Origin of the sequence: Roseovarius tolerans, assembly GCF_900109855.1 — a bacterium.
Taxonomy (GTDB): domain Bacteria; phylum Pseudomonadota; class Alphaproteobacteria; order Rhodobacterales; family Rhodobacteraceae; genus Roseovarius; species Roseovarius tolerans.
This window is the reverse complement of record NZ_FOBO01000007.1, coordinates 1-13,304: the sequence shown is the minus strand read 5'-3', so window position 1 is coordinate 13,304 and position 13,304 is coordinate 1. Positions and strand designations below refer to the sequence as shown.

Annotated in this window: 10 protein-coding genes and 2 pseudogenes; 2 read left to right on the top strand and 10 right to left on the bottom strand. The window is 61.9% G+C overall.

Annotated features, from left to right (window positions below; genetic code table 11):
* Positions 1 to 66: 66 nt before the first annotated feature.
* The 9 genes from BMX04_RS08390 to BMX04_RS08350 form a co-directional block, all read right to left on the bottom strand.
* Positions 67 to 2,088, bottom strand: coding sequence for a hypothetical protein (locus BMX04_RS08390; protein WP_074785821.1), 2,022 nt, complete (start codon positions 2,086 to 2,088; stop codon positions 67 to 69).
* Between the two features lie 21 nt (positions 2,089 to 2,109).
* A complete protein-coding gene (locus BMX04_RS08385) occupies positions 2,110 to 3,336 on the bottom strand; it encodes an ATP-grasp domain-containing protein (RefSeq protein WP_074785820.1) in 1,227 nt (408 codons plus the stop codon).
* 472 nt (positions 3,337 to 3,808) lie between these two features.
* Positions 3,809 to 4,075: an amphi-Trp domain-containing protein gene (locus tag BMX04_RS08380; RefSeq protein WP_050664050.1), complete on the bottom strand. Its 267-nt coding sequence runs from the start codon at positions 4,073 to 4,075 to the stop codon at positions 3,809 to 3,811.
* Positions 4,072 to 5,430, bottom strand: coding sequence for a metallophosphoesterase (locus BMX04_RS08375; protein ID WP_244888507.1), 1,359 nt, complete (start codon positions 5,428 to 5,430; stop codon positions 4,072 to 4,074). The genes BMX04_RS08380 and BMX04_RS08375 overlap by 4 nt, the downstream gene beginning before the upstream one ends.
* A 12-nt stretch (positions 5,431 to 5,442) precedes the next feature.
* Positions 5,443 to 6,141 carry a histidine phosphatase family protein gene (locus BMX04_RS08370; RefSeq protein WP_074785819.1) on the bottom strand — a complete coding sequence of 233 codons (699 nt, stop codon included), beginning with the start codon at positions 6,139 to 6,141 and terminating at the stop codon, positions 5,443 to 5,445.
* The gene (locus BMX04_RS08365; RefSeq protein ID WP_074785818.1) at positions 6,138 to 7,232 is read right to left on the bottom strand and encodes an HprK-related kinase B; all 1,095 of its coding nucleotides are present in this window, start codon (positions 7,230 to 7,232) and stop codon (positions 6,138 to 6,140) included. Before BMX04_RS08365 ends, BMX04_RS08370 begins: the two co-directional genes overlap by 4 nt.
* The gene (locus BMX04_RS08360; protein WP_074785817.1) at positions 7,229 to 8,110 is read right to left on the bottom strand and encodes a GAK system ATP-grasp enzyme; all 882 of its coding nucleotides are present in this window, start codon (positions 8,108 to 8,110) and stop codon (positions 7,229 to 7,231) included. The genes BMX04_RS08365 and BMX04_RS08360 overlap by 4 nt, the downstream gene beginning before the upstream one ends.
* On the bottom strand, positions 8,103 to 9,731 hold the full coding sequence (locus BMX04_RS08355) for a phosphotransferase (protein WP_074785816.1): 1,629 nt from the start codon (positions 9,729 to 9,731) through the stop codon (positions 8,103 to 8,105). Before BMX04_RS08355 ends, BMX04_RS08360 begins: the two co-directional genes overlap by 8 nt.
* Complete coding sequence (locus BMX04_RS08350; RefSeq protein ID WP_074785815.1) at positions 9,724 to 10,185, bottom strand: NUDIX domain-containing protein; 462 nt, start codon at positions 10,183 to 10,185, stop codon at positions 9,724 to 9,726. Before BMX04_RS08350 ends, BMX04_RS08355 begins: the two co-directional genes overlap by 8 nt.
* Before the next feature lie 62 nt (positions 10,186 to 10,247).
* Between BMX04_RS08350 and BMX04_RS08345 the strand changes: the two genes are divergently transcribed.
* The gene (locus BMX04_RS08345) at positions 10,248 to 11,435 is read left to right on the top strand and encodes a GAK system CofD-like protein (RefSeq protein ID WP_074785814.1); all 1,188 of its coding nucleotides are present in this window, start codon (positions 10,248 to 10,250) and stop codon (positions 11,433 to 11,435) included.
* Positions 11,436 to 11,616: 181 nt separating this feature from the next.
* Positions 11,617 to 11,736 (top strand): annotated as a pseudogene (locus BMX04_RS08340) (transposase); the annotation flags it as partial.
* A 64-nt stretch (positions 11,737 to 11,800) separates the two neighbouring features.
* Here BMX04_RS08340 and BMX04_RS08335 read toward each other — a convergent pair.
* Positions 11,801 to 13,065 (bottom strand): annotated as a pseudogene (locus BMX04_RS08335) (IS3 family transposase).
* Between the last annotated feature and the right edge of the window lie 239 nt (positions 13,066 to 13,304).

Below are 13,304 nucleotides of genomic sequence, written 5' to 3'. Positions count from 1 at the left end.
TGGTATTTTTCTCTCTGCTAACCCCCGCTGAACTCCGGAGGCACAGTTTAATTGTCTTGAAGCGGCTCAGCTTGGCCCTGTCGCGGCGAGGCGTGAAATGGCTTCGCCACTGATCTCCTCGCGTCCAGCGGCCCAGGTGCCGCGCGCCTGGCCCGCGACGCGCTCCAAAATGTCCTGCGCGGGACGATTGCTGGCTGCCGGGCGCATTCCGTCTTCATGGAAGAGATAGAGACGAGAGGCGAAGGTCTCGAATGGCAATGAGGCCTCGCCGAACCGTTCTCCCGACCCGTGGGTCGAGACCACCGCACCGGCGCCCCAATCCTGACCTGAATCGTTGTTCGGATTGTAGAAATAAACCCGCATCTCGCCTTCCCGGTCCGGAACCACACGCAGGATGGTGATGGCGTGCCAGCCGACAAAGCGACCAGCAGCATCAGTGGCTGCAATCCCGGCGGGCTGCGGATGGATCACTGGCTCGCCGCTATTGTATTGCGGGTGATAGGCGGTGTGGAAACGGGCGATGAAATCCTCGATCCCGGCCAGCGCCCCGGTCGGCACATCGACCGCCACGGCGCAGGCGCGGCCCACCCACCAGCCGTGAAATTCGGGATTGATCCAGATATGTGGGTCGTCGTTGCGCGCGGCGCAGAGCCGACCCATCTCGGCATAGATCCGGTCAAGGTGCGGCACCAGCACGACCGATACGGGATCGGCATCGAGCGGGGCACCTAGGGCGAGCCCCGCAGGCAGATCGGCGGAGTTGATCGCGCGCCCCTCGAAATGCATCATCACCGAGTCGATGCGTGTTCCCTGCGCCACCAGATGCAGCAGGTAGTCGGGGTCATTCTGCGCCCACATCGCAATGGCGCGGGCCGATTGGCAGGTCGGGTTGGCACCTTGGCCCACACCCAACGGCAAGCCCAGAACCTGAATGCAGCCCGCCAGCAGCAGGTCGGCGGGGTCCGCCGCGTGCAGCCCGGCCATCGACAGGCGCTCTGCCACGGCGGGACAGGGCGCAAGCTCCAGTTGGCGGCGCAGGGCCGGGGCGATCGGGGCGTGATGCAGGATGCCCCGGTCAAGCATCAGCGACATGCCGTAAAGCGCCTGCGCCGTCTCTGGCCGCACCGCGCGGCGGATCAACTCAAGGATCAGGCCTCGGTGCTGCTGCATGCAGTCGCGCCCGGTCGTGCCGAGGCCCAGCGTGTCCGCGACCATGCCATCATGCTCGGTCTCCAGCACCCAGGTCAGAAACGCGGCGTGATAATCCGAGACAAGGCCGGTATCGTGCATCGCCCGTGCCAGTCCCTGCGCCTCGTGGCGCAGATCGGTTTCGTCCATCACGGCAAGCCGCTCGTGATAGGTGTCGAGGCCCGGATCGCCCATGCAGGCCGAGGTCGGTCCGAACAACGCCGAAACCAGACGGTCGGCCCCGAGACGCCGATCGCCGATCTCACCACCACGCTCGCTGAGGGTGATGGCGATCTGCGCGATCATGTCCTTGGCGTGGGCCACCTGAATGGGCCGTTGCCGCAGGATACGCCAGATCTCGTCGACCAATTCGCCCAACACGTCCTGAAAGCCGACATGCTCAGCCAGATATCGAAACAGCGCGTCGGTGGTGGCCTGCTGCGCGCCCGCCATCCGAGCCGCCTCATCCGTGGCGCCGAAAAAGCGCCGCATATTGAGGGCCAGCACCTGCGTCAGAAAGCGCCGTGCGGCGGCGGCGTGGATGCGGGGATGTTCGGTTTCGCCCTTGGCCACCGCCAGCAGCCGCAGCAGGCTGACCGCCTCGGCGGCAACCGAGGCTGGCGCGCCGTGTTCAAGCGTGCCCGAAACAAGGCCGGGCAGCAGATTGGCGGGCGCATCCCAGTCGGACCCGGCAAAGATACCCGCCGCATCCATCCGGGGGGCCAATGCATGCAGACGCGCTATCCCGTCCGGCACGGTCAGCAGCCGCCCCGCCACGTCCAATACCTGCGCCTGAAAGCGGGGCTTGGCAAAGGGACGGGCCTCTTGCAGATGCGTCAGCGGCCCTTCGAGCGTGGCGGCGAGACGATCCGCCTCGCCACCCTGTTCCGTGCCTGCCATCAGAGATACCCTCGGGTGTGGTTAAACATAAAAATCAAGCTCTTCCTGTGCCTTGAGCAGGTCGCGCAACTGGTGCGGGTCCTCTCCGAAGAAATAGACCAGCCCCCAATGGGTACCGAAGGCGGTACGCTTTGTCACCTTCTGCTCCATCGGTTGCGCCAGTTCGTGGAACTCGAAATATGGGTTCTTGGCGGTCTCTTCGGGGATTTCCAACCGCTCGACCACCCGCCGCCGCGGATAGGCCCCGAAACATCCCGCATGGCCCTTGGCGTCCTCGACCGGGGTCGGGAAGAAGGCGTCAAGCTCCTCCTGCGTGGTCTTGGGATCAAACGCCAGCACGATGCCCTGATAGCCGTTAAAGCCATACGCCCGCTCGATCAGCTCCAGCGCGTTGAAGCCCGGCGGGCGATAGGCGACCTCGCCGAAATACATCGTGCCATCGCTGGTCACGAAATACTCAGGGTGGATAAAGCCGAAGTCGATATCAAACGCCTTGATCAGCTTGTTGATCTCCTCCTCGATCTTGGGCCGCCAGGATTCGAGTTCCGGCGTGGCGGGCACGAACACCGAATAGCCAAGCGTCACGTATTCCGAGATGTTGAGAAACTGGATCTTGCCGTCCTTGATCCACGCCTCAACTGCAAATTCCCAACCGTCCAGGTGGCTTTCGAGGAGCGCCGGAAACTCGTCATTCGAGATCGAATCGACATCCTCGACCGTACGGATGGTGCGGTGCCCGAGGCACCCCGCCTTGTCGAAGGCCTTGAAGTGGATCGGGTCGTCGGGATCGCCTTCAAGCTTGAGCAGTGTCTGGTTCACCCGCTTGAGAAAGCGCACCACATCGGCGTGATTGTCGGCCTCCTCGAAGATGCCGACGCGAATACCGGCAAGCTGCGCGCGGCGTTTCATTAGAGATTTGTCGCGGAACAGCATAGATTGTCCGAGCAGGCGCGCATTGTCGAGCAGGACGGAGTTGATCGCCCCCGCCCATTCGACGGTCTCCTCGAATAGCGGGATCGCGACGTCGCAACCCTCGTCCTTGAGGATCTGCGCGATCTCGTGAGACCGCTCGTTGAGCCGGTCGAAATCCCAGGCGATGAAGGGAATGTCATTGGCCTTGGCATAGTCCTCGGCCCAAGAGGGGGCGACGATTACATAGCGACGGTCAAAGCGGTCAATGGCATCGATCGCGTTCAGCGACCAGCCCAGGATCGCCACATAGCCCTTGTCTGGATTTTTTTCGGTCATAGTTGCCCTTTCGTGTCTTGGGAATGCCTAGCGTGAGTCAGGAGTATGTCCCGGCGGACTAGTGGCCGCACGCCAAAGGCAGTGTGTGCCGCAATTGGCACAGTGAATTTGTGTCCATCATTCCAATATACTTAGCATATCTAATTAAAATTTCAAAGGGCGGCTAAAGCTTCCAAGAATTTCAGCCTTTGCAAATCTTCCAAATGAGAGGGATTATCTTCAAAAAATCAATTTTTCAAAAGTATAATCATGGAGCTGAGGCTGAGGCTACGGCAGTAGAGCGCTGTTTGATATAATTAGGTTAATCTAACTTAATGAATCCGTTTGAAGTTTGTGTGCCCAATTTTGATCGCCTGAAAGGAGCGTAGGATCAGAAGTTAGCTGTGCGATGGTCCATCCCAAGCGGGCGGCGACACCTTCGAACGCATGCGCTGTTTCATGCCGGGCCTTTCCCACCGCAACGCCCACGGCGTCACTTGATCTGAGGCGCGGTCTTGCTCTTTGGCGCAGTATCTTCCGTCCAGGATATCCGCAGATCGACGCGGCAAGCGCCGTCTGATCGGTCGGCCTTGATGCGCAGGGTCATCAGCCCCTCAATCGGCAGGGTGAGGTCCTTGTCGCCATCGCTAAGCGTGATTTCTCCCGATCCGATGCCCTTGGTCAAGGCGTTGAGCAGGGTCTTGATTGTCTTGCGGTCCTGAAGCGACTCGTGGCGGAATTTGCCGTCGGGCAGGCTCATGCCGCAGCCCCGTCCAGGACCGGGCGTTCCGGGTGAAAATGCTTGGCCGCTGGAAAATCCGAGCTAAGGCCGACGATGTCGCCGGTCGGATAAATCAGCGTGGCCCCGACCCCGATGCCCGCCAGCCCCTCTGAGCGGCGCGACGCGCGGTCGAGCGTCACATCGCCTTCCAGGTGCAGCAACCCGCGTTTTGCGAGCAGTCGCTGGCCGTGATGATTGTTCACATGTCCCTGCACGACCATCTTGATCCCCTGCGCGTGAAGCCTCTTCACCCCCGTCTCGGAGAGGTGCTTGTCGGTCTCACGATACTTGGTGCGCACCAGATTGGCCACTGGGCCAAAGTAGAACGCGAACGGGTCTTGCCGCGCCTCGGCCCGAAAGCGGGTGTTGACCGCATCGGCCCCGCCCTCGGCCAAGAGCGCGCACATGGCATCGTCAAGACCGGCGTGAACGAAGAGAAGCGAGCCGCTTTGCTGGATCATGTTCATGCGCTGGTAGAACCATGCATAGGGGCCGTCCGGCGCAAGAAACAGAGACCTGCACATCAGCGCGGCGGCGTAGACCATGCGCATGGTCATGCCCGCCTCGGCCACTTCCTTGTCGAATTGGTGCTGCTTGTTGCGCAGGCGGGCAAGTTCCTTGGTGATGGCCGCAGCCGACAGATGCGCCGCTGCGAGCGGGGGGAATTCGGTTTCCCATGCAGGGCCGGGGAAGATGCGGGCACGGCAGGCGGCCTCGTCGGGCAGATTGTCGGTTTGGCCGGGCGTGCGGAACCTGTCCCAGACTTCGCGCAACAGGGGCACGGTCTTGCGCCCCATCCGAACGAAAAGATGTTCGGTCAAGGGGCTGCGCGCACCGGTCAGGGCCTGCACGGCGAGCATGAACCTCAGATCGTGATTGCCCGCCAGAAGATGCACATCCGCGCCACTGTCGAACAGCGCATCGAGCGCGTCGAGCATATCGAGATTGCTTGGGCCCTTGTCGAGGCAATCGCCCCCCACCACAATCCGTGCACGCTGACCGAAGCCGGTCAGGCAAAAGTGCCTTGGTTCCTGCCCGCTGCGCCGGATCACGCCCGCAGCCGCCAGCGACCGCAGAAAGCCCTCTGCATCGGCATGGGGATCGGAGATGAAGATGATCGGCTGCTCCGGCCAGTGCCAGCGACCATGCGCGGCGGCGGTCTTGAGGCTGTGTTGCACGTCCAGCAGGCAGGTTTGCGTGCCGCCCCCGGAATGCCCTTCGGCAAGCGGCCAGGCCGCGCAATGACGGGGCAGAGCCTCGAAATCACAAAAGGCATCAAATACGGGCGGCAGCAGCGCGGCAGTTTCCTGCCAAATCGCATCATTGTGAGCCAAGTCAGGCGATCCTCAGTCCAGCGCGGTTTCCGGGCGAGTACGCGGCTTCCACGTCCCGCCGACGTGTCGCCATCTATCATCGCCATTGTAACACAAAAGTAACGGTCGGGCATGATACATGCTGAATTTTGAGATGTCGGCGAGACTGAGCACGCCCAGATCATGGGCCGCATGACGAAAGGCGGCGCCGTGGCCGAAAATCAGTGTAAGGGTCGGTGTCGTGGCGGCGGTTTCCTGCGCCACCACCCGGCGCAGCCAAGCCGCCACGCGGGCCCCCGCCATGCGCATCGATTCTGCCCCCTGAAGCGGCAATTGATAGTCGCGGTCGGCCTTCCAGCCGGGCGGCGGCGCATCGAACCGGGGATCGTTGTGCAGCACCTCGTCGATTTCGCGCAAGCTGAGGTTGGCCGCGCTGCCGAGCGCGCGTTCGGAAAGATCCGGGGTCTCATTGATCTGCAAGGCATGACCCCGATCCGTCAGCACCTGCGCGACCGTTTGCGCGGTCTGCCATGCGCGTAACTGCAACGAGCAATGCGCCACGGGATCAAGCCGCCATCCGTTCTGCACCAGCATCGCCGCGATTTCTTCTCCGCAAGCGTGTGCCTGCGCGGTGCCCTCATGTGTCAAGGGATAGGGTTGCAGCGCGCTTGGTGTGTCGGGGCGTTGGTGGTACGCCGCATGCCGGATCAGCGCGAGATATCGCGGCGTCATCGCGTTGCCCCAAAGAGGCGGCGGCCCTCTTCAAAGAGAGCGTCGAAATCAATGCGCCCCGTCACCTCTCGCACGCGCACATGGGCGAGCGCGGTTATATAGGCCGCAGGATCGAGTGGCGTTCTGTCGGTCTGAAACCTGCCGGCTGCGTCCGAATAAAACGGCCCCGGGCTCTTCATGATCGCGTCCAGCAGATCGGGGCGGTCGGAGAGGTCCACATCGGTGACAGCAGTGGGATCGGTGCTGTCACGCTGCCAGTTCAGAACCCAGAAATCCGAAAGAGGAGCCGTGAGGTTAAGCCGACCTGGCCCGTAGATGTCGGGCACGATCAGGTCGTGTTTCTCCTCCAGATGCCACAGATCCTCAGGCGGCATGGCGGCAAGTTCGGTCAGGCGCTCGGGCGTCAATAGCCGGTGCAGACGCGCGTTATGCAGGATCGTGCCGGGATTGATCCGTGGATGCTTGGGGATGCCAAGCGCGATGGGCAGCGGCGCACCGCCGCGCACCATCAGCCGGTCATTGGTGACGAAGGCCGTGCCGGGCAGGTCCATCATCCGCAGGACCGAGGTCGATTTGCCGCCGCCCGAGAGGCCCGCAATAGCAAGGGTCCGCGCGCCAGAGGTCACCGCCGCCGCATGGCAGATCTGCCACCCTTCGCGCAGGCAGGCGTTCAGGATCTGGGTGTTGACGAAATTGATCACCTGATTGGGATTGTCGCTGACGGGACCGAACGCCACCCGTGCCGCGTCTGATTGCAGAAAGGTGACGCCGGTGTGGCGTTTGAAAACCAGCCGCCCGTCGACCAGATCGTGGATGGCGTCCTTGCGGCCGGTCTTGCCGGGCTCGCGCGCCCAGTCCTGCCATTCCGGGGCCGGATCAAGCGGCTGCCCGTCCAGAATGTCGATCTCAATGGCGTCGGTGTCATCCTCGGACAACACATCGGCGAAATAGGTGGCAAGTTCTGCGCGCAGCGCCCCTTTGCAGCGTAGCCGCAGCCGATAGGGGCCGACCGCCAGGATCAGCGGCACGGCATCAGCAAGACCCGAGCGGTCGAGCCGCACCAGAACATCGGATACAGTTTTTAGACTCATGCGCTGACCTCTGCGATCACGTGGTCGGCGACGAGTGCCGCCGCGTCGAGCCCGCAGCCCTCGTTCACGCCGCGATAGCCGCCAAAGGCCGACACCTCGAAGACAATCGGGCCGTCCTCGGTCAGGGCCACGTCGACGGTGGTGAAGCTCAGGCCAAACGGCGCCTGCGCCCGGCGTGCGAGATCGATCAGCGCCGCATCAGGCGTATAATCCGCATATTTGCCGCCGCTGTGGATCGTCGTGTTCCATGTGCCCCCCGCCGAGACCCGCGCATAGGTGCACAGGTATTCGCCATTCAGGAACACTATGCCCAGATCCTGCCCGGAGAGATCCCGCTTTTCCTGAATATACATCACCGGGTTTTCGGCGGCGAAATCCGCAATCTGCGCGGCGGCGTCGGGGCCGGTGCTGATCAAGCACATGCCGCGCGCCTTGGTCGAATAGAGCGGCTTGAACACCGCGCTGCCATAGGCCGTGACTGCTGCCTCAGCCTGCGCCAGATCCTCGGTGACGCGGGTGCGCGGCATCGGGATATCGGCCAGCCGAAGCGATACGGTGCACGCCAGCCGGTCGATCAGCCGCAGGATCGCCTCGGGTCTGGAAAAGACGCGCACGCCGCGCGCCTCTGCCATACGCAAGAGTTCGAGCCGGTCCAGAATGTGCGGGCTGTAGGTCTCGGAGATTTTCTTGATGATGAGCGCGTCATAGCTGCAAAGATCCTCGCCCTCATGCATCAGCGCGCCGGTCTCGAGGTCGAGCACCACGGCGCCCATGTCGATCAGGCGGCGAAAGCCGGTGCGCGCCTCGACCGCGTCGGCGAGCGCCTCGGTCGACCATTTGCCCGGAATGCCGATCACCCCGATTTTCAGTTCAGTCACGGAACAGCTCCTTGATTGGCAGCTTCAGCCGGTTTTCCTTGCCATGCGGACAGGCGAGGACCGTGTCCAGCAGAAAGCGGGCGCGCACCAGCATCCGCCGGGCATGCGACTTGTCAAAGACGAACCGGGTCGAGCTGGCAAAGCTGCGCGCGAGGCCAAGCGCCAGCCGATACTCGAAGCTCTTGTCGCCCTGCGCCCGGGCGAATTTCGCAGCCATCGCATGTACATCCGACGCCACCTGCACCACCCGTCGCCGGGTCTGCGCATCATAGACTTGCAGCCGGTAGTTCGACACCATGAAGACCGACACATCCTGCACGTAATCCATAAAGCGCGAGCGGTGCAGGTCGATGAAATGGATCTTGCCCGCGCTCGCATCGAAAATGACGTTGTCGAGATTGAAATCCCCGTGGATATGGACCGAAAACGGCGCGTTCAGGATCTTTTCCCGTGCGGCGGCGCGGCGCACGAGCGCCTCGAAGCTGTCGATCTCGACCTTGCCCACGCGGGCCGCGGCGGTGTGGAACTCGGGGTGCACGCGATAAACATCCGGCAGCCTCTTCGAAAGTTGTTTCATCGAGGCCATGTCAGCGGACTCGTCGGTGCGCGTGCGTTTCCAGATGTCGCGCAGGGTCTTGGCAAGCGCCGCCTGCGCTTGCGCCAATCGCGCGTCGCTTTCCCCGAGCAGGACCTGCTCGAATGTCTCGCCATGCAGATACTCGATCAGCAGCGCCGCCGAGTCACCGTTCTTCTGATAGGACAGGATCTTTGGCGCGAGACCCGGATAGATCGAGTCCCAACGCTTCACCCCTGCCCTTTCCTCACGCACCTTTCCCGCTTCGCCATCCTTGAACACGGCGTCGAACCCGTCACCGGGCGCATCCTTGCTTCTGAGCCCGGAGATGGTGCTGCCCGAGCGGGTTTCGGCCAAAGGCTCCAGTTCCAGATCACCCGCGTCACTCGCCATGGCGTTGCGCAGCGAGAAATAGCGGTCGAAATGCACCGACTGGCCGAGGCTGGCCGACAGGATCGCCTCGCTGATCCCCTGTAGCGCATCCCCCATGCGGCGGATCTCATTGGCGGCCAACAGGGAATTGGCGAGGTCTTCGGTATGCTTGTCCTTGCGCATATCGCGCGTGTAGGTGCGGAACAGCTGGTCGTAGAGCGTATCGAGATCCGCTTTGGCATGTCCGATCCTCACCGCCACGTCGCTGTCGCGGGCATCGATCGTCGGCAGGATTTCCCTGATCCGTTTGCGCACGCGCCGGATTGCCTTGGGGTAGGCCCCGGGCCGCAGCAAGAGCTTGTGCTCCACCTCTTCGGCGTGTTCGAGACTGCGCCGCGCCATTCGGGCGATCAGATCGAGATTACGCGCCACCAGCGCCGCGTTATGCAACTGCACCTGCGTCTCGCGCGTGGCTTTTCTGGATGACAGTCCCCGAAATGCGGCGCTTTGAACCCGCGACCAAAGGTTGTAGGAATAGCCTGCCCGCAGGATCACCTTTTGCGCAATGGCCGCGTCCGGGGTCTCGAAATAGGCCTCGAGGTTGAAGAGCTGCGCATCGAGTTCGGCACACAGGAAATGCAGGTTCTCGCCAATACAGCGCGGCAGTTTAGCCATCGACAAACCCCAGATAAACCAGTCGGTCCGCGCGCATCAGACCAGAACCGAAAGCGGGCGACAGCCGGGGGATGGCCTCGTCCAGTGGCACCCATGCAGTGGCAGTTTGAGAAAGGTCGGGATGCAGGCCAAGTTGCGGCACGTAATCCTGAGGCACAGTGCACGCGAACAGAATGTCAAGCTGGTGGCGCTGCCCACCGGGCTTGTCCCGTAGCGTCTCGGCCACATGCAAGAGCGGACCCACGGTGATCTCTGCCCCGATCTCTTCGGCGCATTCGCGGATCACACATTGGATCAGGCTCTCGCCCGGATCTTGCTTGCCACCGGGCAGCGACAGGTAGTCCGCGCGTCCTGGTTTTGATTTCACTTGCACCAGTATCTCCTGTCTGCGCAGGATCACCGCCCGCGCACAAGGGCGGATTTCCGCGAGAAAGCCATTCGATGTCTTGTCCATGGGTGGTAAAGGAGAATTCAGACAGTTTTGTATAAGCGCGGGGCGCCAAGGAGACACGAAGAATGTCAGACCTTCAGATTGCCCGCAACGTGCATTTTCCCGACACCCTGCGCGTGACGCGGGCGCGCAGCCTGCCCAATCTCGGACCGCGACTGCTGTTTTTCTCGGGCGGTAGCGCGCTCAACGAAATCGCACGTGCATTGAAGCTCTACACGCATAACTCGATCCACCTGATCACGCCATTTGACAGCGGCGGCAGTTCACAGGTGCTGCGCGAGGCCTTCGGAATGCCGGCGGTCGGCGATCTGCGCAGCCGCCTCATGGCGCTCGCGGACGAGTCCGTTCTGGGGCAGCCGGACATCTACCGGCTCTTTTCCTACCGGTTTCCAAAGACCGCGTCGCGAGACGATCTCTCGTATGAATTCACCAGCCTGATGGATGGTCAACATCCGCTGATGCAGGCGATTTCGCAACCGATGCGCAGCCTGATCCTGTCACAACTCAAGGTCTTCGCAACCCACCGTCCGAAAGATTTCGACCTTGCCGGGGCCAGCATCGGCAACCTGATCCTTGCAGGCGGGTATCTCGGCCATGATCGCGCGTTGGAGCCGGTCCTGTTCCTGATGTCCAAGATGGTCGAGGTTCAGGGAACCGTGCGGGCCATTGTGGACCGCAATCTCGATATCGCGGCCGAGTTACAGGACGGCACGGTGATCCCGACACAGCGGCTGATCACCGGCAAGGAGGTGCCAGCAATCACCTCGCCGATCCGCAAGGTTTTTCTGTCCGACAGCGAAACTCGCCTGACCGACGAAGACGTGCCCCTGCCCAAACGAAACCGCAAACTGATCGGGCAAGCGGACCTGATCTGCTATCCGCCGGGCAGTCTATTCACCAGCCTGATCGCGAACCTCTTGCCGAAAGGCGTCGGGCGCGCGATCGCCGCACGCAACGTGCCCAAGGTCTATTTCCCAAGCCTCGGCGCCGATCCGGAATGCCACGGCATGACGCTGAGCGACCAGGTCGCGGCATTGTTGGCCGCGCTGATGGCCGATGCTGGTGCAGAGTGCCCGGTGACCGATCTGATGAGCGTCGTTCTGTGCGATCGCGATGCCGTCGAAGCGCAAGAGGCCACCCGGCTGAAAACTCGCTTTGGCCTGCCTCTCGTGCGCCTGCCGCTGCGAAAGGCGCAAGACACGTCACGCTATGACCCGGAAAAGGTTTGTGAGGCGCTCGTATCGCTGACGTGATCGCGTCCCCGGCGAGACAGGAGGACAGAATATGACCATTCGCGAACTTATGCTGCTCTGCCATGGCAAGGCGAAGAAGGGCACGGATGCCATGGCGCGCTGATCTGATCCCCTCAAATTGGACCGTTTGAAGCTGGAGTTTTCCGCTACGATTTCCCGGCTGGGAGAGGAGCGGAATCTCATGAAGGCATCGAAGTTTTCGGACGCGCGGAAGGCGTTCATCATCAAGCAGGGCGAAGAAGGCACGCCGGTTGCCGAGATCTGCCGGAAGGCCGGGATCAGCCAGGCCAGCTACTTCAACTGAAAGAAGAAATATGCGGGTCTGTTCCGGTCTTGTTTCGCCGCAGTGACCTGCCACTGAACTTTCATCCAGCCGGAATCAGAGCCCTTTGGGTTGATACGCCGGTTGGCGCAGGTGGAGCAACCGACATCCGTGCGGAGCTTTCAGATGGCGCAGCGCGGGTGTTGGTTGCGGTGGTGAGATGTTCGGCGAATGCCTTGGGCGTCCGATAGCCAAGTGCCGAATGCGGGCGTGTTTCGTTGAAGTCATCCGCCCAGGCCCGGATTACAGCGCGGGCATGAGCCATGTTGCGGAACATGGTTTCGTTCAGGAGTTCGTCGCGCATACGCCCGTTGAAACTTTCGACGAAGCCGTTCTGCATGGGCTTGCCCGGCGCGATGTAATGCCATTCAAGCTTGCGCTCCGTGGCAAAGGTTAAGATCGCGTTACCGGTCAGTTCGGTGCCCCTCGCCATTGTCTCTCGGACCAATGGCGTTCCAATGGCTCGATCGCTGACAATCATGCCAGGCTTTCCACGCCGTTCGATCAGGGCCGCCAATTCCCGCGCAACACGTCGCCCCGAGATCGAGGTGTCCGGGATTGCCGCCAGACATTCCTGGGTCATATCATCAACCACGTTTAGGGCGAGCCGTTGTGCGCCATTGGTTCAAGAACAATGGCGAGCGAACCGCAGGCCGCAGGCGAGCTGGTCGTGGACGAAATCCAGCGACCAGCGCGCATTGGGCCGTGCTTCGACCAGGATCGGGGCACGGGTTCCCACCGCCTTGCGCCGGGCGCGCCGTTTGCGCACCATGAGCCCTTCTCCGCGGTAGAGGCGATAGAAGCGGTTGATCCCTGACGGCTCGCCATCGCGGCGCAAGAGCACGAACAGGCGCCGGTATCCGAACCGGCGCCGCTCGTTCGCCAGATCGCGCAGCTTGCCCCGCAACTCAGTGTCCGCGGGACGACAGGAACGGTAACGGATCATCTTGCGATCCGCGCCGACAATCTTGCAGGCCCGCCGTTCCGACAGGCCCAACCTGGCCTGCAGATGCGCAACCGCGTCGCGCTTCACGGCGGGCCCTACCATTTTTTTGAGAGCAGTTCCTTCATTGCTGCCGCATCAAGCATCTGCTCGGCCAAGAGCTTCTTCAGTTTTGCGTTCTCGTCTTCCAGCGCCTTCAGCCGTTTGGCGTCCGAAACCGTCATCCCGCCAAACTTCGCCTTCCAGGCATAAAAGGTGCCTTCCGACATGCCGTGCTTGCGGCACAGGTCAGCGCACTTCGCGCCAGCCTCATGCTCGGTCAGGATACCGATGATCTGTTCTTCGCTGTATCTCGTTCGCTTCATGGTCCGTCCCTTCGTTGGGTCGGACTCTAATTCCAGATGGAGGAAAAATCCCGTGGCAGGTCATACCGACAATCAGTACTTGGTATCCACTCCCAAGAGAGTAGTCTGAGGTGCCCGAGTTTCCTAGACACGTGCTTCCTTCAGTTTCTGCTGTCTGATTTCGAAGTCAACGCGCGCCAGCATGTCGTTGTTCGTGTGCTTGCGTTTCGGGTTGTAGAACATCTCAATGTATTCGAGCA

Excerpts from the sequence above, each read along its gene's own strand:
- BMX04_RS08390 (WP_074785821.1), bottom strand. The coding sequence starts at position 2,088 with ATGGCAGGCACGGAACAGGGTGGCGAGGCGGATCGTCTCGCCGCCACG.
- BMX04_RS08385 (WP_074785820.1), bottom strand. The coding sequence starts at position 3,336 with ATGACCGAAAAAAATCCAGACAAGGGCTATGTGGCGATCCTGGGCTGG.
- BMX04_RS08380 (WP_050664050.1), bottom strand. The coding sequence starts at position 4,075 with ATGAGCCTGCCCGACGGCAAATTCCGCCACGAGTCGCTTCAGGACCGC.
- BMX04_RS08370 (WP_074785819.1), bottom strand. The coding sequence starts at position 6,141 with ATGACGCCGCGATATCTCGCGCTGATCCGGCATGCGGCGTACCACCAA.
- BMX04_RS08365 (WP_074785818.1), bottom strand. The coding sequence starts at position 7,232 with ATGAGTCTAAAAACTGTATCCGATGTTCTGGTGCGGCTCGACCGCTCG.
- BMX04_RS08355 (WP_074785816.1), bottom strand. The coding sequence starts at position 9,731 with ATGGCTAAACTGCCGCGCTGTATTGGCGAGAACCTGCATTTCCTGTGT.
- BMX04_RS08350 (WP_074785815.1), bottom strand. The coding sequence starts at position 10,185 with ATGGACAAGACATCGAATGGCTTTCTCGCGGAAATCCGCCCTTGTGCG.
- BMX04_RS08345 (WP_074785814.1), top strand. The coding sequence starts at position 10,248 with ATGTCAGACCTTCAGATTGCCCGCAACGTGCATTTTCCCGACACCCTG.